Source organism: Amycolatopsis sp. 2-15 (assembly GCF_030285625.1).
In the GTDB taxonomy this organism is placed as follows: domain Bacteria; phylum Actinomycetota; class Actinomycetes; order Mycobacteriales; family Pseudonocardiaceae; genus Amycolatopsis; species Amycolatopsis carbonis.
Genome location: NZ_CP127294.1, coordinates 712083 through 731152 on the forward strand (window position 1 = coordinate 712083; position 19070 = coordinate 731152).

Genomic DNA, 19070 nt, shown 5'->3' on the forward strand with positions numbered 1-19070 from the left:
AACCACGGAGGTGAAACCCCATGCACGCGACGGTAGGAGACGAGATCCAGGTCCACGGCCGCACGGTGGGGGCCGCCGAGCAGCGCGCCGAGATCCTCGAGGTGCGCGGCCCGGACGGCTCACCACCGTATGTCGTCCGGTTCGCCGACGGACACGAAGCACTGCTGTACCCCGGGCCCGACTGCGAGATCCTCACGGACTAGCCGACGGCCACTTCTTCCCGGGCCGCCACGCGACGAGTGCGGCGAGTCTCCCAGAAGAACACCATCACCGCGATCGCGACGGCGCTCAGCACCGCGGCGATCTCCGGCAGCACCGTCGGCCCGGCGGACGTCAGCACCGCGCCGCCGACGATGCCGGAGAGCCCGACGCCGAGGTAGATCGCCGACGCGTTGAGCGAGAGGGCCAGTCCGGCGTGCCCGGGCGACAGCTCGATGAGCCGGTGCTGCATCGGCGGGTTGATCGCCCACGTGATCGTGCCCCACACGAAGAACGTCACGCCCGCGCCGGCCACGGTCACCGACGTGAACGGCAGCAGCGCCAGCACGACGGTCATCGCGCCCAGCACCAGGAGCACCGGCACGCGCGCGCCCCACCGGTCGGCGGCGCGGCCGCCGAGGTAGTTGCCCAGGGCGCCGCCGATGCCGTAGCAGAACAACAGCACCGTGACGGTGCCGCCGGTGAGGCCGGCCGTCGCGGCGAGCAGCGGCGACGAGAGCGTGTAGACCATGAACGCGCCGAGGCACGCGAGCACCGTGGTGACGAGCAGCGCGACCACGCGCTTGTCGCGCGCCACCGCGAAGCGCTCGGCCAGCCGCACCGCGGGCGGCGGCGCGACCCGCGGCAGCACGAGCCGCACGGCGACCGCGCCGGCCAGCGACAGCACGCCGACGAGCAGGAACGCGGCCTCGTAGTCCCACTGCTGGGAGACCAGGCTGCCGAGCGGCACCCCGAAGATCAACGCGACTGTGAGCCCGCCGAACACCATCGCGACGGCGCGGCCGCGGCGTTCCGGCGTGGTCAGCTCCGCGGCCACGGCACTGGCGGCCGGGGTGAAGACGGCGGCGCCGACGGCCGTGACAACCCGCGCAAGAAGCAGCGTTGTGTAGCCGGGCGCGACGGCGGCGAACAGGTTGCCGAGGCCGGTGACGACCAGCGCGGCCACCAGGAGCGTCCGGCGCTCCCAGCGCCCGGTGACGGCGGCGAACAGCGGCGAGCCGATCGCGTACGCGATGGCGAACGACGTGACGAGCTGCGCGGCGGCGGTGGCCGACACGTGCAGCTCCGAAACGAGCGACGGCAGCAGCCCGGCGACGATGTAGCCGCTGGTGCCGACCCCGAAGGCCCCGAACGCCAGCACGGCGTTCCGCGAGCTCCCGGTGGTGGAGACGCTGGACATGGTGGTGCCCCCAAGAGGTGAACGGGATTGGTTCGACGGACGTCGTAGTTCGATGTCGACCGTACACCGTGGGCCTGACAATTTCGAGGAACGTCGTACTATGGACCCATGGCCGCCACCACGCACCTGACTCCGCTCGTCCACCCCGAGCGCGACGAGATGACCGTCGAGGCAGTGCTGCGCGCGCTCGCCGACCCGGTGCGCCTGGCGATCGTGCGCCAGCTCGCCCGGTCCGAGGCCGAGGTCTCGTGCGGCGGACTCGAGGTGCCGGTGACCAAGTCCACACTCACGCACCACCTCGGCATCCTGCGCGCCGCGGGCGTGCTCGCCGGCCGCCAGGAAGGCACCACGCGGTACAACTCCTTGCGTCGCAACGATCTTGACGAGTTGTTCCCGGGTCTCCTCGACGGAGTGCTCGCCGCGCGCCGCTGACGGTCGCGCTACGTGAACAGCCTCACCCGGATACCGGGATGACAAACCCACACCCCATCGGTTGAACTGGGTTGCAGACAGCACGACGGCGTCGGGGCCGCACACGGCTGTCTTGTTTTTTGCCCTTCGTCTAAAGCGCTTCAGAACGGGGTCACCCCGAGCTGAGTAATCGATTTCTCACGAAAGGAGAGCCGTGCCCGTCGCGTTGCTCGCGCTCGCCATCGGTGCCTTCGGCATCGGGACCACCGAGTTCGTGATGATGGGTGTGCTGCCCCAGGCCGCCGGGGACTTCCACATCGACATCCCCACCGCCGGCTACTTCATCTCCGCCTACGCGCTCGGCGTCGTGATCGGCGCCCCGCTGCTGACCGCGGTGGCCGTGCGGCTGCCGCGCAAGACCATGCTGCTCGCGATGATGGGCCTGTTCACCCTCGGCAACGGCCTGTTCGCGCTGTCGCCGAACCAGGGTTTCGGCATCGCGTTCCGCTTCCTGGCCGGCCTGCCGCACGGTGCGTTCTTCGGCGCCGGCGCGGTGGTCGCGTCGAGCCTGGTGAAGCCGGGCGACCGCGCGAAGGCCGTGTCGATGATGTTCATGGGACTCACGCTGGCGAACGTGGTCGGCGTGCCGCTCGGGACGTTGCTGGGCCAGCAGGTGGGCTGGCGGGCGACGTTCGGGGTGGTCGCGGTGATCGGCCTGTTCGCCGCCGCCGCGATCGCCAAGCTGGTGCCGCACCAGGGGCGCCCGGCCGAGGCTTCGCTGCGTGGCGAGCTGGACGCGTTCCGGCGGCCGCAGGTGTGGCTGGCACTGGCGATCGTGACGTTCGGGCTCGGCGGGGTGTTCGCGTGCATGTCGTACATCGCGCCGATGCTCACCGATGTCGCCGGGTACTCGCCCGCGGACGTGACGCTGCTGCTGTCGCTGGCGGGGGTCGGCATGACCGTCGGCAACTACCTCGGCGGCCGGCTCGCGGACCGCGCGCTGATGCCTTCGCTGTACGCGGCGATGCTGTCGCTGGCCGTGGTGCTGGGGATCTTCACGCTGACGGCGCAGTCGAAGGTCGGCGCGGCGATCACGATCTTCTTCGTCGGTGTCGCGGGTTTCATGATCGGCCCGATGATGCAGACGCGGATCATGCAGAAGGCCGGCGGCACTCCGTCGCTGGTGTCGGCGGCCGTGCAGTCGGCGTTCAACATCGCGAACTCGATCGGCGCGTACCTCGGCGGGCTGGTGATCGCCGGTGGTCTGGGCCTGGTGGCGCCGAACTGGGTCGGCGCGACGCTGGCCGTGCTCGGCCTGTCGATCGCCGCCGTCTCCGGCTCGCTCGACCGCCGCGACGCCCGCGCGGCCGAGCAACGGGAGCTCGCTCTGGCTTCGTGATCCGGACCAGAGCCGAAAACACAGCGGCCCCGCACCTACCCGGTGCGGGGCCGCTGTGTACGGAGCGTCAGGACGTGGTGTCGAACGGACCGCCCGTGATGGTGAAGGCGATGTACAACACGGCAGCGCACAGCGCCGCGTACGTGACGACGTCCACGATCTTGCCGCGGATCGCCAGCAGGCCGACGCGGTCCTCCGGCAGCAGCAGCCGCAGCAGCCCACCCACGAACAGGGCGGCGCCGACCAGCACCGCGCCCTCGCGCCAGTGGTACTGCAGGATCCGCAGCGCCGCGGCGAGCAGCAGCAGGATGACCAGCCCGAACGGCACGTGGACGGTCCACGACCGTTTCGTGCGGGGCCGGTCGGCGGTCATGGTCACCGGCTCGCGACCGCGCGCTCGGCGGCTTCGACGACGTTGGACACGAGCATCGCGCGGGTCATGGGGCCGACACCGCCCGGGTTCGGGGACAGCCAGCCCGCGACCTCGGCCACGCCCGGGTCCACGTCGCCCGTGAGCTTGCCGTCGACGTGGGAGACACCGACGTCCAGCACAGCCGCGCCGGGAGCCACCATGTCCGGCTTGATGATGCCGGGGACGCCGGCGGCGGCGATGACGATGTCGGCGCGACGGACCTCGGCCGCGAGATCGCGGGTGCCGGTGTGGCACAGCGTCACGGTGGAGTTCTCGCTGCGGCGCGTGAGCAGCAGGCCCATCGTGCGGCCGACGGTGATGCCGCGGCCGACCACCGTCACGTTGGCGCCGTCCAGCACCACGCCGTGGCGGCGGAGCAGCTCGATGATCCCGTACGGCGTGCACGGCAGGGGGCCGCGCTGGCCGAGGACGAGGCGGCCGAGGCTCGTGGGCGCGAGGCCGTCGGCGTCCTTGTCGGGGTCGATGCGCTCGAGGACGCGGTTGGCGTCGAGGTGCTTGGGCAGGGGCAGCTGCACGATGTAGCCGTGGCACGCCGGGTCGGCGTTGAGGTCGTCGATGACGGCCTCGAGCTTCTCCTGCGAGATGTCGGCGGGCAGGTCGCGCCGGATCGAGTTGACGCCGATCTTCGCGCTGTCCGCGTGCTTCATCTTCACGTACGAGTGCGAGCCGGGGTCGTCACCGACCAGCACCGTGCCCAGCCCGGGGACCACACCCCGCTCGGCGAGCGCCGCCACCCGCGGGCGCAGCTCCGCGAAAATGGCGTCCTTCGTGGCCTTGCCGTCCAGAATCTTCGCCGTCACGGTGACCATTCTCGCAAAGCACCGTCCACACCCGGACCTCGCCCGGGGCGCACACGCAGCGTGCTCGCCGCACCACCCGATCGGCCCGGCGCGTCGTGGCCGGACGCGCAGGGCCACCGGACGTAGACTCCTGGTCACCCCAACGCCGGAGCCCAGTCCCAGCCCGCACGGGTGTGTGATCTTGAGCATCGTGCGTCGACCGAGGTCAGACCGCCCCTGAGTGGCAAAAGACCTATGCGGGGTGCGTTCGCGCGCGCGAACAGTCAAAATGTTCCCGTGGCACAACCGACGACGCAGCTGAACGCGACCGAGCAGGACACACTGGTCAAGCAGATCGGACTCGCCCTGCTGCGCGCAGCACCACGCGACTGGCGCAAGGTCACGGTGGAGTATCGGGCCGTCGGCCGCTACCACGAGCTGACGGGCGAGATCCGCACCGAAGACGGCACCGGGCAGGAGTGGGTCGCCACCCACGACATCGCGACGCTCTTCGGCCGGCTGCGCGCGGGCATGTACCGCGACGGCCGCGGCACGTGGTTCAACGCGCGCTACCAGCTCGACCACCCGTCCAGCTACAACCTCGAGTACAACCGCGAGGAGCCCACGTGGCACCTTGCGCCGCCGCCCCAGGCGTACCAGGACGAGCTGCGCATGTTCCCCCGGACAGAGGAGAACGTGCCGGAGTGGCTGATCCGGCGCCTGTCCGGCCTCGGCCCCGAGCAGCCCGGCCCGCACTTCCGCATCGCGCGGATCTTCGACACGATCGGCCCCGCCGGGCGCCCGGTCATCAACCGGCCCGACCTCGACGTCGCCGAGCAGGACCGCCTGCTCGACTACCTCGATCACGCGCCCGTGGTGGTGCAGGACCGCGGCTACGACATCGACCGCCTCGCGCAGACGCCCGAGGCGACCGTGCCCGTGGCCTTCCACAGCGACGGGCAGTGGATCTGGCCCGCGGCCGTGAACTTCTACCTGCGTCAGTACGGCGTCTCGCCCGAGCCCGACCTGGTGGAGCACATCCGGTCCAACGGCTTCCAGCTGCCGCAGGTCGACGACGGCGCGCTGCAGGGCGCCGCCGCGTACCTCACGCGGGGCAGCCAGCAGCAGCGTCCGGGCCCGCCGCCGCAACAGCAGCAACCGCAGCAGCAGCCCATGCCGCCCGCTCCCCCGGCCGCGCAGGCGCCGCAGGCCCCGGCTCCCGAAGCCGCTGCGCCGGCGCCGGTCGACGTGCCGCTCGCCGTGCACACGCCCCCCGCCGAGCCGGATGCGCCGGCCGAACCGCCGTTCGAGCAGGTCTTCGACGGGCCCGGCCCGCAGCACGAGGACGGCCCGGGCTTCGAGAACGAGCAGTACCAGGACGAGCGCTACGACGAGTTCGGCGACCGCTTCGCCGGCGAGGACCACTTCGAGGACCAGCAGCACGCGGACTTCGAGACGGCCCACGACCAGGCGCCCAGCGGCGCCGGGTCTAACGCGGGCGCGGTGCCGAACGGGGCCGGGGCCGACAACCCGACGCCGGTGGCCGAGCGGACCGCGATGTACGCGCCCGTGGACCCGAACACCGCACCGCCGGCGCACGAAGAGCAGCAACGCACGGCGATGTACGCGCCCGTCGACCCCAGCGCCGCTCCGCCGCAGCAGCACGACGAGCAGCGGACGGCCCTGTACGCACCGGTCGACCCGAACTCCGCCCCGCCGGAGGAGGACGCCGAGCAGACCGCGCTGTACGCGCCCGTCGACGCCGTCGGAGCCGAGCAGCCGCTCGAGGAAGAGCCGGTGCTGTTCACCCACACTGATGAACCTTCGCGCCATGAAGAGCCGGCCGAGCAGCACACCGCGCTGTACGCCCCGGCCGACCGCGGCGCCGAGCAGTACGAAGACACCGAGCAGTACGAAAACGCCGAGCCGTTCGAGGACGCGCAGTCGTTCGAGGGTGGCCAGCCGCTCGAGAATACGCAGACGTTCGAGAACAGCCAGTCGTTCGAGAACGGTCAGCACTTCGAAGCCGGCCAGTACGACCAGGCGGGCCAGTACCAGGACGAGCAGTACGAGGACGACGAGCACTACGAGGAGCAGCCGTACGGCGAGTCCCAGTACGGCGACCAGCCGCGCGACAGCGGCGGCCCCGCCGGCCGGGAACCGGACTTCGACTCGGGCCCGCCGACCACGATGATCACGCCCGACGAGGGTGTGCCGGGTGTCCTGCCGGTGCCCGAGCTGCCGATGGCCCCGCGCGCCGGCGTCCGGCCGGAACCGGCCGCCGCACGGCAGGCCCCGCAGCGGCAGCCCCAGCAGCCGCCGAGACGGCCGCGCCGCGAGCTGCCGGCCGAACCCGCGCTGGCGAAGCTGCAGACGCGGCTCGACGAGCTGGACGTGCCGGACGCCGCCTACCAGCTGGGCACGCCGACCGAACGCGGCTGGACCGTGGAGCAGGTGGACGAGGGCTGGCGCGTCGGCTGGTACGACGGCGAGCTGATCAACCCGGCCGTGTTCGGCGACTCCGACGACGCCGCCGCGTTCATGCTCGGCAAGGTCCTGCTGCACCCCGACGGCCACGAGCCCGCCGAGGAGCAGCCGCCCGCGCCGCCGGCAGAGCCCGTGGCCGAAGCCCCGAAGCCGCCGGTGGTGGCGACGCTTTCGCCGGAGGTCGCCACGGGTTCGTTCCCGGTGCGCCCGCGCGAGGCCGTGCCGCCGCAGGAGCAGACGGCGTTCACCTCGGCCGAGGAGCTGCTGGGCGACGAGCCCGAGGCCGAAGAGCCGCCGCAGCGTCAGGTCCCCCCGCCCCCGCAGCCGCCGACTCAGGTGACCCCGCCGGTTCAGCCGCTGCAGCGCCGGGAGCCGCCGATGCCGCCCGCGCCCCCCGTGGGTGGTGGGCTGGGCCTGCCGACCGGGCCCGGAGTGCCGCCGGGTGCTCCCGTCGGTGGACCGGGTGGGCCCGGTGGGCCTGGCGGTCTTGGGCTCGGTGGCCCCACCGGTCCTGGTGGGCCCGGTGGACCGGGTGCGCCCGTCGCGCCGCCGCGTCGGGAAGAGCCGGGACGGGCCAACGGAGCGCCGCGTGCCGCCTCCGGTGGTGGCGGCAACAACCAGTGGCCGATCGGGCCGTTGTCGGGTGAACCGCCGCTGACGTTGTTCCGCGGCAAGGAAATGCGGGAGCTGCCAGCGGGCAGCGAGCTCGACCGCTTCGGCGGCCCGAACGGCAACCTGACCTATGCCGCGGGCACGCCGTTCGAGGAGCGTTCGCTGGTACCGGAGTGGGTGAACCGGCCGTATCACGTGTACCGCGTGCAGCGCCCGCTCGAGACGCTCGCCGGCGTCGCGATCCCGTGGTTCAACCAGCCCGGCGGGGGTTCGGCGTACCTGCTGCCCGCCTCGATCGAGGAACTGCTGGCCGAAGGCGACCTGCTCGAACTGGAGCCGGGCGAACCGCCGATCGACTGAGTTGCTTGCCGAAGGGGGCGGGGCCTGCGGGTCCCGCCCCCTTTCTCACGTGCCGCGGGTGCCGGGGTGCTTAACGCCGACCGGGAAGTACTCGGGATCGCCGGCCGGCCGCAGGACAACCTCGTCGTCGGGCTGCACACGACCATCATGTGCCGGTGCGCGGGCAGGCGGCCGGTTCGTGACCGGTTTTACTTGACGATGAGGCCGTGGGCGGCGGCGAACCCGATGGCCGTCTCGACGTCGACGTAGGCGCCGCGCAGGTCGGCCTGCACGAGGGCGTTGGCGTCGAGCCGGGTGCCGCGCAGGTCGGCACCGGGGAGCTTGGCGCCGAGGAGGCGGGCGCCGGTGAGGTCGGAGTCGCGCAGGTCGGAGCCGGTCAGGTCGGCCTCGGTGAGGTTGACCTCGCGCATGCGCAGGCCGGACAGGTGCAGCTTGCGCAGCCGGCCGCGGGCGAGTGAGGCCAGCGACAGGTCGCACTCCGTGAGCGCGATGCCGAGGAACCGGCAGTCCACAAAGGACGAACCGAGCAGCGAGCACGACGACCACCGGCTGTCGGCGAGCACCGCGCGGTCGAACGTGCAGCTGCGGAAGGCCGACGCGTCGTGGCGCGAGCCGGCGAGGTCGGCCTTGGTGAAGTCGCAGTTGTCGAACGTGCAGCCGCGCGTGCGCAGGTCACGCAGGTCGGCCTCGGTGAAGTCGCAGCCCGTGAACTGGCGCTTTTCCCACCACTGCCCGGAAAGTACGGCGTCGCGGTAGTCCTCACCGGTCTCGATCACCTCGACAGGATGTCACACGGCTTCAGCGGGCCTGGCGCATGGCGTCCGCGCCGGGCCCGCGGCGGTCACCGGAAGTCCCGCGACTTCGCCCTGATCCGCAGGGGCAGGGGCTCCAGCTTCTGAGCCCGCACGCTCGCCACGCCGTCGGCCTTTTCGACGACGCCGCGGACCAGCAGAGCGGTGCTGGAGCGCGCGACGCGGTGGAAGCGTTGCCAGAGGCCGAGGGTGCAGACGACGTTGACCATGCCCGTCTCGTCTTCGAGGTTGATGAAGGTGACGCCGCCGGCGGTGGCGGGGCGCTGGCGGTGCGTGACGGCACCGCCGACGAGGACGCGGGCGCCGTCGGGCTGGTCGAGCAGGCGGGCGGCTGGGACGACGCCCAGGGTGTCGAGGTGGTCGCGCACGAACTCCGTCGGGTAGCTGTCCGGCGAGAGGCCCGTGGCCCAAACGTCGGCGGCGGCGAGGTCGAGCTCGTCCATGCCCGGCAGAGTCGGGGCGTCGACGCCGGGCGCCGTGCCGGGCAGCTTCTCCGGGCGGTCCTGCGCGACGGCGCCCGCGGACCACAGGGCCTGCCGGCGGTCGCCGCCGAAGCAGCTGAAGGCGCCGGCGGTGGCGAGGGCCTCCAGCTGCGGCGCGGTGAGCCGCACGCGGCGGGCGAGGTCGGACATGCTCGCGAACTCCCCGTGTGACCGCTCGGCCACGATCTTCTCCGCCAACTCGTCGCCGATCAGCCGCACGGTGCCGAGGCCACCGCGGACCGCGTGAAGTTTTCCGTTGTCCGGCAACGGTTCCAGCGTCGCGTGTGCCACGCTGCGGTTGATGTCGGGGCCGAGCACCGTGACGCCGTGGCGCCGCGCGTCGGCCACCAAAGACTGCGGTGAGTAGAACCCCATCGGCTGCGCGCGCAGCAGCCCCGCGCAGAACGCGTCCGGGTGGTAGTACTTGAAATACGCGCTCGCGAACACCAGGTACGCGAAGCTCAGCGCGTGGCTCTCCGGGAAGCCGAAGTTCGCGAACGCCTTGAGCTTCAGGAAGATCTTCTCCGCGAGCTCCAGCTCCAGACCGTTGGCGGTGGCGCCGTCGAGGAACCGCCGGCGCAGCAGCTCCATCTTCCGCTCGGAGCGCTTGGACCCCATCGCGTGGCGCAGCTGGTCGGCCTCCGCCGCGGTGAAGTTCGCGACGTCGAGCGCGATCTGCATCAGCTGCTCCTGGAACAGCGGCACGCCTTTGGTCTTGTGCAACGCGTTCTTCAGCAGCGGGTGGTCGTACTCCCACTCCTCGCGCTTCTGCTTGCGCCGGATGTACGGGTGCACGGAGCCGCCCTGGATCGGCCCGGGACGGATGAGCGCGACCTCCACGGCCAGGTCGTAGAACTCCTCCGGCCGCAGCCGCGGCAGCGTGGCCAGCTGCGCGCGGCTCTCCACCTGGAACACGCCGATCGCGTCGGCGCGGCAGAGCATCCGGTAGATGTTCTGGTCCTTCAGATCCAGGTCGGCCAGGTCGATCTTCTCGTGCTTGTACTCCTCGACGAGGTCGAGCATGTAGTGCAGCGCCGACAACATGCCCAGGCCCAGCAGGTCGAACTTCACCAGCCCGGCCGCGGCGCAGTCCTCCTTCTCCCACTGCACCACGCTGCGGTTCTCCATCCGCGCCCACTCCACGGGCACGACCTGGCTCACCGGCTCCTGGCAGATCACCATGCCGCCGGAGTGGATCCCGAGGTGGCGTGGAAAGTCCTCGAGCGCGAACGCGAGCTGCACGACGTCGTCGGGGATGTCGTGGTCGTGGTCCTTTTCGGTGCTGCGCAGCGCTCCCCAGCGGTCGATCTGCTTGCTCCACGCATCCTGCTGGCCGGGTGAGTAGCCGAGCGCGCGGGCGGCGTCGCGGATCGCGGAGCGGGCGCGGTAGGTGATCACGTTGGCGACCTGTGCGGTGTTGAGGCGGCCGTGTTTGGCGAAGACGTACTGGATGGCCTCTTCGCGGCGGTCGGACTCGATGTCGAGGTCGATGTCGGGGTAACCGTCGCGGTCGGGGGCGAGGAAGCGTTCGAAGAGCAGCTTGTACTTCACCGGGTCGACCTTGGTGATGCCCAGCGCGTAGCAGACGGCGGAGTTGGCGGCCGAGCCCCGGCCCTGGCAGAGGATGGTGTTGTCGCGGCAGAAGCGCACGATGTCCCAGACGATCAGGAAGTAACCGGGGAAGCCCAGGTCTTCGATGATCTTCAGCTCGTGCTCGATCTGGGCGTACCCGGCGGTTTCGTCTTCCTTGCCGAGGTATCGCTCTGCGGCGCCCTTCATCGTGAGCTCGCGCAGATATGTCGTCTCGGTGTGGCCCTCGGGCACGTCGAACGGTGGCAGCTCGGGCGCGAGGAGTTCCAGCTTGAACGAGCATTCCACGCCCAGCAGCGCCGAGCGCTGCACTGCGCCGGGGTAACGCCGGAAACGCTCGGCCATTTCCGTGCCGGAACGCAGGAAGGCGGCGCCGTCGCTGGGCAGCCAGCCTTCGAGGTCGTCGATGCTGCGGCGCGCGCGGATCGCGGCGACGGCGTCGGCGAGGCGGCCGCGTTCGGGGCGGGCGTAGTGCGCGGCGGTGGTGGCGACGGTGGGCAGGCCGAAGTCGTTCGCCAGGTCGGCGAGGAGGTCGTTGTGGGTGCTGTCGAGGGGCTGGCCGTGGTCGAAGAGCTCGACGTAGACGTTGTCGCGGCCGAAGAGCTCCACCAGTTTTCTCAGCTGCGTGGCCGCGGCGGCCGGGCCTTCGCTCAGCAGCGCTTGCCGGACGGAGCCCTTGCGGCAGCCGGTGAGCACGGCGCACTGGCCGGTGACTTCCTCGGCGACGGCGCGCAGATCGTAGACGGGACGGCCCTTTTCGGCCTGCTCCCGGTCCGGGGTGTCGTCACCACGCAGCTGGCCGGCGGTGATGGCGCGGCAGAGGCTGCGGTAGCCGTCGTCGCCGCGCGCGAGCAGGAGCAGGTGCTCGCCTTCGGGGTCGGCGACGCCGTTCTGCGGGGCGGAGAGGCCGAAGCTCAGCTCGGTGCCGAAGACTGTGGCGACGCCCAGCTCCTTCGCGGCTTCGGCGAAGCGGACGACGCCGTACATGCCGTCGTGGTCGGTGAGCGCGATGGCGTCGAGGCCGAGCCGCGCGGCCTCCTCCACGAGCTCCTCGGGGTGGCTGGCGCCGTCGAGGAAGCTGAAGTTGGAGTGGCAGTGCAGCTCGGCGTAGGGCACGCGCGGCCCGGACTCCACCTCGCTACGCGGCGGCGGCACGTCGGCGGGGCGGCGGTAGACGTCGCGCTTTCGGCCCCACGCCGGGCTGTCGCCGTGGTCGCCGGGCGGCACGCCACCGTCGCCGGACAGGGCTCGCGCGAGGTCCTGCCAGGGCACGGGCGGGTTGTTCCAGCCCATCTAGTCGTTTTCGGGGGAACTGCGGGGCCCCGGGATGAGCGGGGGTTCGCGGCGCACGTAGGTGGTTTCGGTTTCGTCGTCCATCAGTCGTAGATCCCTTCCACTGTCCACACAGGATTTTCGGTGCCGGAGCACAGGACGAGCACGGCTTCGTCGGCGTTGTCTTGTCCGGCGGCGGCCAGGAGCAGCTGCAGGCGGGCCTGTTGCGGCGTGGCCGCGCGACGGCTGGCCGCGACGGGCCACGGGCCGGCCCAGTCGAGGACCGTCCGCGGCGGGCCGCCCGTCACGCTCAGCCGGCACGGCGGCGCCGTGAGCTGCTTGCGGCTGGTGATGCCCACGGGCACGCCCTGCTCGTCGACGATCCGCACCGGCACGGGTTGTTCGAGCACCGTCGCGGGTGACGGCGCCGGCAGGCGGCCCGGCCACGTGGCGTCCGGTGGCGAGACGGGCTCGCGCGGGTCGCCCCACGGGATGAGGCGGACGCGGCCGGCGGGGTCGCGGCCGCCGTCGAGGATCGGGGTGACGACGCCTTCGGGGCCGAGCAGGCCCTGCACGCGCACGAAGGCGCGGGCGGCGCGTTCGGTGGTGAGCTCATCGTCCTCGCTACGGTTACCGCCGTGCCAGAGGCCGAGCTGCAGGGACTTGCCCTCGACCGTTTCCTCCGGCTCCAGCCGCAGTCGCGCGACGCCCGAGGTGGGCCGCTTGCCTTTCAGCCAGCCCTCGAACTGCCAGCGCACGCGGTCGGCGACCCCTTGGGGGGTCAGGGGTTCCGCGCAGCGCCAGACACGGCCGAGCTGCTCGCCGCCCTCGGTGGTGGCGTAGATGCCGAGGCGCGTGCACGCCAGGCCGCGGTCGGCGAGGGCCGCGTGGAACCGCGCGCCGAGGTTCTTGGCGAGGAACGCCGCGACGTCGATGCGCTCCAGCACCGGGTCGAACTCCTCGGTGAGCGTGAGGTCGGCCGGCGGTTTGCGGCGCAGCGGAGGGCGCTCCGACAGCCCGCGCGCCAGGCGGTGGGCGAGCACACCGTCGAGGGCGAAGCGGGACATCACGTCGCGCTCGGTCAGCTCCGCGAACGCCCCGAGTGTCTTGAGGCCCAGGCGCGTGAGCAGGTCGACGAGCTCCTTGCGCTCGACGTCGGGCTGGTCCAGCTCGGTGACCCGCAGGGGCGCGAGGAATCGCGCGGTTTCCCCAGGCGACACGAACTCACCGTGCCGGGCCGCGATCGTGGCCCCGAACAGCCCCTCCGCCACCCCGACCTGGCATTCGACGCCCGCCACCGCGGCCACCTGGTCCAGCAGCTTCTCCGCGAGCGGGTGCTCGCCGCCGAAGTAGCCCGCCGCACCCGCCACGGGCACCGCGATCAGCCCCGGCCGCACCACCTCCAGCCCGACGACCAGCTCCTCCACGGCGCGCGCGACGTTCTCGAACAGCCGCGCGTCCCGCCCGTCGTCCACGCCGAACACGCCCAGCTCGGGACACTTCGACTCCGCCTCCCGCCGCCGCATCCCCCTCCGCACGCCGTTCTTGCGCGCCACCGCGGTACACGCCACGACCCGGTTGGCGAGGAACACCGCGGCCGGCTTGGTGAGCGGCGCGCCGGCCGCGGCCACCGCCGCGACGGCGGGCCAGTCGGGGCACCAGAGGACGAGCATCCGGGTGGGGAGGCCCGTGGTTCTGGGGGGTTCGTGGGTGATGGTCATCCGGCCGCCTCGGGGTGTCTGATGTGGACGGAAGTCACGCGAGTCCCGCGGCTCTGCGCCGGACCTGCTGCAGTGGACCACGCTTCGAATCCGCACGGCCCGGCTCCCGCGGTCACCCGAGCGGCGCCACGCGACCCGGGCGCACGCCGGCGCCGCACAGTCGACCCACGCGGCACACCGGCGAGCGCGAAACTCGCGCAGACGGTCATCTCCAGCTCGGCGCCACGGCCGTTGCCGACCTTCTCAGGACCATCCCGCGTGAAGTCCGGAGCGAAGGCGGCGGTCATCCCACGGCCTCCTCGTCGAGACGCTGCAGCGGGAGACCCACCGGCATCGCGAGCGGCTCCACCGGAAGCGCCCGGCCGTCGGGACCGGGCAGCGCGACGGAAACCGAGCGGGGCCGGGCAGCGGAACCCCGCCCGCGCGCGTGCACCTCGGCGGGCCGGGAGCGCAGGAACCCCGCCCCGGAGCCGAGAAACCCCGTCCACTCGTCCGGGACGCAGTGGAGTTCCACGTCGGCCGCGGGCCAGGGGCCAAGGGTGAGCAGGACGGTGCCGCGATGGCGGGCGCGGGCGGAGAGGCGCCGCGCGACCGCGGGGCGGACGGAGCGGGGCTCGGTGACCACGAGGTCGACACCGTCGAGGAGTGCGGCGACCACTGCCGGGTACTCGGCGCCCGGGCGCGGCACGAGAGCGAGGCGCGACACCTCGACGCCGTGTTCCGCCGCCGCGGCGATGCCCAGGGAGGGCACGCCGACCACCGCCGCCCACGACCCGGCGGCGGTGGCCTCGGCGAGCAGGGCGAGGAGCAGCGACGGGGAGCGGTGGACCGCCACGGTGCTCCCGCGCCGGAGCCCCGCGTCGGGCAGCAGACCGGCCAATGCCGGGGACACCGGGAGCACCCTTCCCGTCGCCCTGGCATGCTCGGCCTGCTCCGCGACCCGGCTCGCCGTGCTCACGCCGGGCAGCGCAGCGAGCCGAGCCACCGGCTCCACCACTGCCGTCACCGCACACCCCTCCCCTCCACGCACACGCCGGCGCCCACCCTCACCGCAGGCCCAGGCCAGGGCCCCACAGGACGAGCACCGACGCACCGCGGGGAAGGCGGCCCTCGACACCCTGCATCGAACACCTGTTCGATGCCTCAAGTAGACCGGGATCCGGCAGCCGTGTCAAGCCGGGCCTGATGTCGAGTTCCTGCCAGCCTCGTCCCCACCGCGGCCGCATTCTCGAAGGGAGATCACAGCGAAGGAGACCCCGAGTGCTACGCCCGTTCCGCAGCGAAACCACCGAAGCACAGCTCATCGATCTGAAAGACCGCCTGGCCCGAACCCGTTTCGCACCCGCGCTGTCCGGGCACGACTGGACCCACGGCACACCGCCGGGTTACCTGGCCGAGCTCGTCGACTACTGGCACACCGAATTCGACTGGCCCGCGGCCGAAAACCGGCTCAACGCGCTCCCCCAATTCGTCGCCGACGTGGGCGGCACCACGCTGCACTTCGTCCACAGCAAGGGAACCGGGCCCCGGCCGTTCCCCTTGCTGTTCTCGCACGGCTGGCCGGGCTCGTTCTTCGAGGTCACCAAGATCATCGGCCCGCTCACCGACCCCGCGGCACACGGCGGCGACTCGGCCGACGCGTTCGACGTCGTCGCCCCGAGCCTGCCCGGCTTCGGGTTCTCCCCGCACCCCGGCACACCCGGGATGAACCCGACGACCATCGCGAACCTGTTCGACCGACTCATGACCGACGTCCTCGGCTATTCGCGCTACGCCGCGCAGGGCGGCGACTTCGGCGCGCAGATCACCAGCCGCCTCGGGCGCGACCACGGCGAGCACCTGACCGGCATCCACCTCAACCTGATGGGCGCGACGCCGGCGCTCGACGGCACCCCGCTCACCCCCGCCGAAGAGACGTTCCTCGCCCAGGCCGAACACTTCTTCACCGCCGAAGGCGCGTACGCCCAGCTCCAGGGCACCAAGCCGGCCACCCTCGCCGCGGGGCTGTCGGACTCTCCCGCCGGGCTGGCCGCGTGGATCGTCGAGAAGTTCCGCGCGTGGAGCGACTGCGGCGGCGACGTCGAGTCCGTGTTCAGCAAGGACGAACTCCTCACCGACATCACCCTCTATTGGCTGACCGGCACCATCGCCACCTCCGCCCGCCTCTACTACGAAACCATGCACACCGAAGGCATGCTGGGCCGCAACACCCCCGGTTACGTCGCCACGCCCACCGGCTTCGCCTCCTTCGCCAAGGACAACTTCACGCCGCCCGAGGAGTGGGTGCGGCGCGCGTACAACTTGACACGATTCACCCGGTTCGACGACGGTGGTCACTTCGCGGCACTGGAGCGGCCGGACGAGCTCGTCACCGAGATCCGCGAGTTCTTCCGCCCGTTGCGCCCACAACCGTCCTAAGTAGAGTTTCAGAACCCGAAGCACGACAACCACAACACGCTCCGCGACCGCGATACACTGGGACTAGCGGGGCCACCGGCCCGCACCACGTCCGAGCGAAGCTGGTGGAGACACAGCATGAAACACCTCACCCTGCGGCCCTTCGCCGAGGAAGACCTGCCGGTGCTCGATCGGTTCGCCGCGGAGCCCGAGGTGCTGGGCGCGTTCCAGTGGGCCGGGTTCACCAACACGCAGGCCCGCCGGCGGCGGTTCGCCGAAGACGGGTTCATCGGCGACGAGTCCACGGCCCTCGCGGTCACTGTGGACGGCGTGGTGGCCGGGATGGCGAGCTGGGAGGCCGCCGATCGGGGTGGGCCGGCGGGTGGCTGTTTCGAGATCGGGGTGACGTTGCTGCCCGACCACCGCGGGCTCGGCCTCGGCACGAAGGCCCACCGGCTGCTGGTCGAGCACCTGTTCCGCTTCACGCGCGCCCACCGGCTCGAGGCGTTCACCGACAGCGAGAACCTCGCCGAGCAGCGCGTGCTGGAGAAGGCGGGCTTCCACCGGGAAGGCCTGATGTGCCAGGTGACCTGGCGAGACGGCGCCTACCGCGACGAAGTCGTGTACGCGCGCCTTCGCGAATAAAAAGGGCCGGCCCCGAAAAAGAGCCGGCCCCGGGAAAACCTCAGTGCGCGAAGTGGCGCGTCCCCGTCAGGTACAGGGTGACGCCCGCCTTCTCGGCCGCCGCGATCACCTCGGCGTCGCGGATGGAGCCGCCGGGCTGCACGACGGCGCGCACGCCGGCTTCGAGCAGGACCTCGAGCCCGTCCGGGAACGGGAAGAACGCGTCGGACGCGCCGACGGAACCCTTCGCCCGGTCGCCCGCGCGCGCGACGGCCAGCCGTGACGAGTCGACGCGGTTGACCTGGCCCATGCCGACGCCGACGGTCGCGCCGTCGTGGGCCAGCAGGATCGCGTTGGACTTCACCGCGCGCAGCGCGCGCCACGCGAAGGCGAGGTCGGCCAGGGTCGCCGAGTCGGCCGGCGTGCCGGTGGCGAGCTGCCAGTTGGCGGGGTCGTCGCCGGGCGCGTCGATCGCGTCGACGGTCTGCACGAGCACGCCGCCGGAGATCGGGCGCAGCTCGACGGGCGCCGGGTTCTCGATCACGGGCAGCTTCAGCAGCCGCACGTTCTTCTTGCGCTGCAAGATCTCCAGTGCTTCCGGCTCGAAGTCGGGCGCCAGCACGACCTCGGTGAACACCTCGGCGATCTGCTCCGCCGCGTCGACCGTGACCGGCCGGTTCGTGGCGATCACGCCGCCGTAGGCCGAAACCGGGTCGCACGCGTGCGCCTTGCGGTGTGCCTCGGCGATGTCCGCGCCCACCGCGATGCCGCACGGGTTGGCGTGCTTGATGATCGCGACAGCGGGCTCGGCGAAGTCGAACGCGGCCCGGCGAGCGGCGTCGGTGTCGACGTAGTTGTTGTACGACATGGCCTTGCCGTGCAGCTGCTCCGCGTGCGCGAGGCCCGGCTGCGCACTGCGGTACAGCGCGGCCTTCTGGTGCGGGTTCTCGCCGTAGCGCAGCACATCGGCGCGGTCCCAGGTGGCGCCCAGGAAGTCGGGGAAACCGGAGTCGTCCGCCGGCGCGTACACGTTGGCGAACCACGACGCGACAGCCGAGTCGTACGCCGCCGTGTGCGCGTACGCCTGCGCCGCGAGCCGCTTGCGGTCGACGAGCTCGAAGCCGCCCGCCGAGACCTGCTCCAGCACCCATGCGTAGCGCGACGGGTCCACGACAACCGCGACGCTGCCGTGGTTCTTCGCGGCCGCGCGCACCATCGCCGGGCCGCCGATGTCGATGTTCTCCACGCAGTCCTCGGGGCTCGCGCCGGAGGCGACCGTCTGCGTGAACGGGTACAGGTTCACCACGAGCAGGTCGAACGCGGCGATCTCGAGCTTCCGCAGCTGCTCGACGTGGTCGGGGTTGTCCTGGTCGGCCAGCAGCCCCGCGTGCACGCGCGGGTGCAGCGTCTTCACGCGGCCGTCGAGCGACTCCGGGAACCCGGTCACCTGCTCGACCGGCGTGACGGGGACCCCGGCGTTCGCGATGACCTTCGCGGTCCCGCCGGTCGACACGATCTCCACGCCCGCGGCGTGCAGACCGGTCGCGAGCTCGAGCAGGCCGGCCTTGTCCGAGACGCCGATCAGCGCGCGCCGGACCGGGCGTCGTCCCTCTGCAGTGCTCACGAAAACCTCACCTTTCGTCCGTCCACGGTGCAGCCACCACGGCCGAGTCGCTCGATCGTTTCAACCAGCAGCCTGCGTTCCACGGCCTTGATCCGTTCGTGCAGGACGTCTTCGGTGTCGTCGGCCTCCACGACCACCGCCTCCTGGGCGATGACGGGGCCGGTGTCCACGCCCGCGTCGACGAAGTGCACGGTCGAACCGGTCACCTTCACGCCGGCCGCCAGTGCGTCGGCGACCGCGTGCATTCCCGGGAACGACGGCAGCAGCGCCGGGTGCGTGTTGATCACCCGGTTCGCGAACCGGGACAGGAACTGCGCGCCGAGGATCTTCATGAACCCCGCCGACACCACGAGATCGGGTGAGTACGCGGCGACGGCCTCGGTGAGCGCCTTGTCCCACGCCTCGCGGTCGGAGTGGTCGGCGACGCGGACGGTGAACGACGGCACGCTCGCGCGCTCCGCGCGGGCCAGCGCCTCGATGCCCGTGCGGTCGGCGCCCACGGCCACGACCTGCGCCGGGAACGCGGGGCGCGCGACGGCGTCGAGCACCGCCTGCAGTAGCGTGCCCGAACCGGACGCGAGCACGACGATCTTCACCGGGGTCGGCAGGTCCAAGCGGCTGGCCAGAACGGGCTCCTTGCACGGCGGCGGCGCACCTCGGGCGCACCG

15 protein-coding genes are annotated in these 19070 nt (G+C 71.9%); 6 read left to right on the forward strand and 9 right to left on the reverse strand.

Features of this window, described 5'->3' with window-relative positions; translation table 11 throughout:
* Positions 1-20: 20 nt before the first annotated feature.
* A complete protein-coding gene (locus tag QRX50_RS03465; protein ID WP_285970551.1) occupies positions 21-203 on the forward strand; it encodes a DUF1918 domain-containing protein in 183 nt (60 codons plus the stop codon).
* Here the strand turns inward: QRX50_RS03465 and QRX50_RS03470 are convergent.
* Complete coding sequence (locus QRX50_RS03470) at positions 200-1399, reverse strand: MFS transporter (protein WP_285970552.1); 1200 nt, start codon at positions 1397-1399, stop codon at positions 200-202. The genes QRX50_RS03465 and QRX50_RS03470 overlap by 4 nt on opposite strands.
* A 108-nt stretch (positions 1400-1507) precedes the next feature.
* Between QRX50_RS03470 and QRX50_RS03475 the strand changes: the two genes are divergently transcribed.
* Both QRX50_RS03475 and QRX50_RS03480 read left to right on the forward strand, forming a co-directional pair.
* The gene (locus tag QRX50_RS03475; protein WP_285970553.1) at positions 1508-1831 is read left to right on the forward strand and encodes an ArsR/SmtB family transcription factor; all 324 of its coding nucleotides are present in this window, start codon (positions 1508-1510) and stop codon (positions 1829-1831) included.
* A gap of 193 nt (positions 1832-2024) precedes the next feature.
* Positions 2025-3209: an MFS transporter gene (locus QRX50_RS03480; protein WP_285970554.1), complete on the forward strand. Its 1185-nt coding sequence runs from the start codon at positions 2025-2027 to the stop codon at positions 3207-3209.
* Positions 3210-3276: 67 nt separating this feature from the next.
* Here QRX50_RS03480 and QRX50_RS03485 read toward each other — a convergent pair whose 3' ends face one another.
* Together QRX50_RS03485 and QRX50_RS03490 are read right to left on the reverse strand one after the other, a co-directional pair.
* On the reverse strand, positions 3277-3582 hold the full coding sequence (locus QRX50_RS03485; protein ID WP_285970555.1) for a DUF3017 domain-containing protein: 306 nt from the start codon (positions 3580-3582) through the stop codon (positions 3277-3279).
* 2 nt (positions 3583-3584) lie between these two features.
* Positions 3585-4442, reverse strand: coding sequence for a bifunctional methylenetetrahydrofolate dehydrogenase/methenyltetrahydrofolate cyclohydrolase (locus tag QRX50_RS03490; protein ID WP_255638649.1), 858 nt, complete (start codon positions 4440-4442; stop codon positions 3585-3587).
* 234 nt (positions 4443-4676) lie between these two features.
* On the opposite strand from QRX50_RS03490, the gene QRX50_RS03495 reads away from it, so the two are divergent.
* Positions 4677-7880 (forward strand): glycohydrolase toxin TNT-related protein, encoded by a 3204-nt coding sequence (locus QRX50_RS03495; RefSeq protein ID WP_285970556.1) that lies wholly within the window; start codon positions 4677-4679, stop codon positions 7878-7880.
* Positions 7881-8068: 188 nt separating this feature from the next.
* On the opposite strand, the gene QRX50_RS03500 is transcribed toward QRX50_RS03495, so the two are convergent.
* The 4 genes from QRX50_RS03500 to imuA' form a co-directional block, all read right to left on the reverse strand.
* Positions 8069-8656, reverse strand: a complete 588-nt coding sequence (locus QRX50_RS03500) for a pentapeptide repeat-containing protein (RefSeq protein WP_285970557.1) — start codon at positions 8654-8656, stop codon at positions 8069-8071.
* 65 nt (positions 8657-8721) lie between these two features.
* Entirely contained in the window at positions 8722-12057 is a 3336-nt protein-coding gene (locus tag QRX50_RS03505; protein WP_285970558.1) for an error-prone DNA polymerase, read from the reverse strand.
* An 83-nt stretch (positions 12058-12140) separates the two neighbouring features.
* Positions 12141-13709, reverse strand: a complete 1569-nt coding sequence (locus tag QRX50_RS03510) for a DNA polymerase Y family protein (RefSeq protein WP_285974345.1) — start codon at positions 13707-13709, stop codon at positions 12141-12143.
* Between the two features lie 331 nt (positions 13710-14040).
* Positions 14041-14763: a DnaE2-dependent mutagenesis accessory factor ImuA' gene (gene imuA', locus QRX50_RS03515; protein ID WP_285970559.1), complete on the reverse strand. Its 723-nt coding sequence runs from the start codon at positions 14761-14763 to the stop codon at positions 14041-14043.
* A gap of 254 nt (positions 14764-15017) precedes the next feature.
* Between imuA' and QRX50_RS03520 the strand changes: the two genes are divergently transcribed.
* Both QRX50_RS03520 and QRX50_RS03525 read left to right on the forward strand, forming a co-directional pair.
* Positions 15018-16175, forward strand: coding sequence for an epoxide hydrolase family protein (locus QRX50_RS03520; protein WP_285970560.1), 1158 nt, complete (start codon positions 15018-15020; stop codon positions 16173-16175).
* A 117-nt stretch (positions 16176-16292) separates the two neighbouring features.
* Positions 16293-16799 (forward strand): GNAT family N-acetyltransferase, encoded by a 507-nt coding sequence (locus QRX50_RS03525; RefSeq protein WP_285970561.1) that lies wholly within the window; start codon positions 16293-16295, stop codon positions 16797-16799.
* 40 nt (positions 16800-16839) lie between these two features.
* Here QRX50_RS03525 and purH read toward each other — a convergent pair whose 3' ends face one another.
* Both purH and purN read right to left on the reverse strand, forming a co-directional pair.
* Positions 16840-18402, reverse strand: a complete 1563-nt coding sequence (gene purH / locus QRX50_RS03530; protein WP_285970562.1) for a bifunctional phosphoribosylaminoimidazolecarboxamide formyltransferase/IMP cyclohydrolase — start codon at positions 18400-18402, stop codon at positions 16840-16842.
* Positions 18399-19016 carry a phosphoribosylglycinamide formyltransferase gene (gene purN, locus QRX50_RS03535; RefSeq protein ID WP_285970563.1) on the reverse strand — a complete coding sequence of 206 codons (618 nt, stop codon included), beginning with the start codon at positions 19014-19016 and terminating at the stop codon, positions 18399-18401. The genes purH and purN overlap by 4 nt, the downstream gene beginning before the upstream one ends.
* Between the last annotated feature and the right edge of the window lie 54 nt (positions 19017-19070).

Bases quoted from the DNA above. Each gene is read 5' to 3' on its own strand.
- QRX50_RS03465 (WP_285970551.1), top strand. From the start codon at position 21: ATGCACGCGACGGTAGGAGACGAGATCCAGGTCCACGGCCGCACGGTG.
- QRX50_RS03470 (WP_285970552.1), bottom strand. From the start codon at position 1,399: ATGTCCAGCGTCTCCACCACCGGGAGCTCGCGGAACGCCGTGCTGGCG.
- QRX50_RS03475 (WP_285970553.1), top strand. From the start codon at position 1,508: ATGGCCGCCACCACGCACCTGACTCCGCTCGTCCACCCCGAGCGCGAC.
- QRX50_RS03485 (WP_285970555.1), bottom strand. From the start codon at position 3,582: ATGACCGCCGACCGGCCCCGCACGAAACGGTCGTGGACCGTCCACGTG.
- QRX50_RS03495 (WP_285970556.1), top strand. From the start codon at position 4,677: ATGCGGGGTGCGTTCGCGCGCGCGAACAGTCAAAATGTTCCCGTGGCA.
- QRX50_RS03505 (WP_285970558.1), bottom strand. From the start codon at position 12,057: ATGGGCTGGAACAACCCGCCCGTGCCCTGGCAGGACCTCGCGCGAGCC.
- QRX50_RS03510 (WP_285974345.1), bottom strand. From the start codon at position 13,709: ATGCTCGTCCTCTGGTGCCCCGACTGGCCCGCCGTCGCGGCGGTGGCC.
- QRX50_RS03525 (WP_285970561.1), top strand. From the start codon at position 16,293: ATGAAACACCTCACCCTGCGGCCCTTCGCCGAGGAAGACCTGCCGGTG.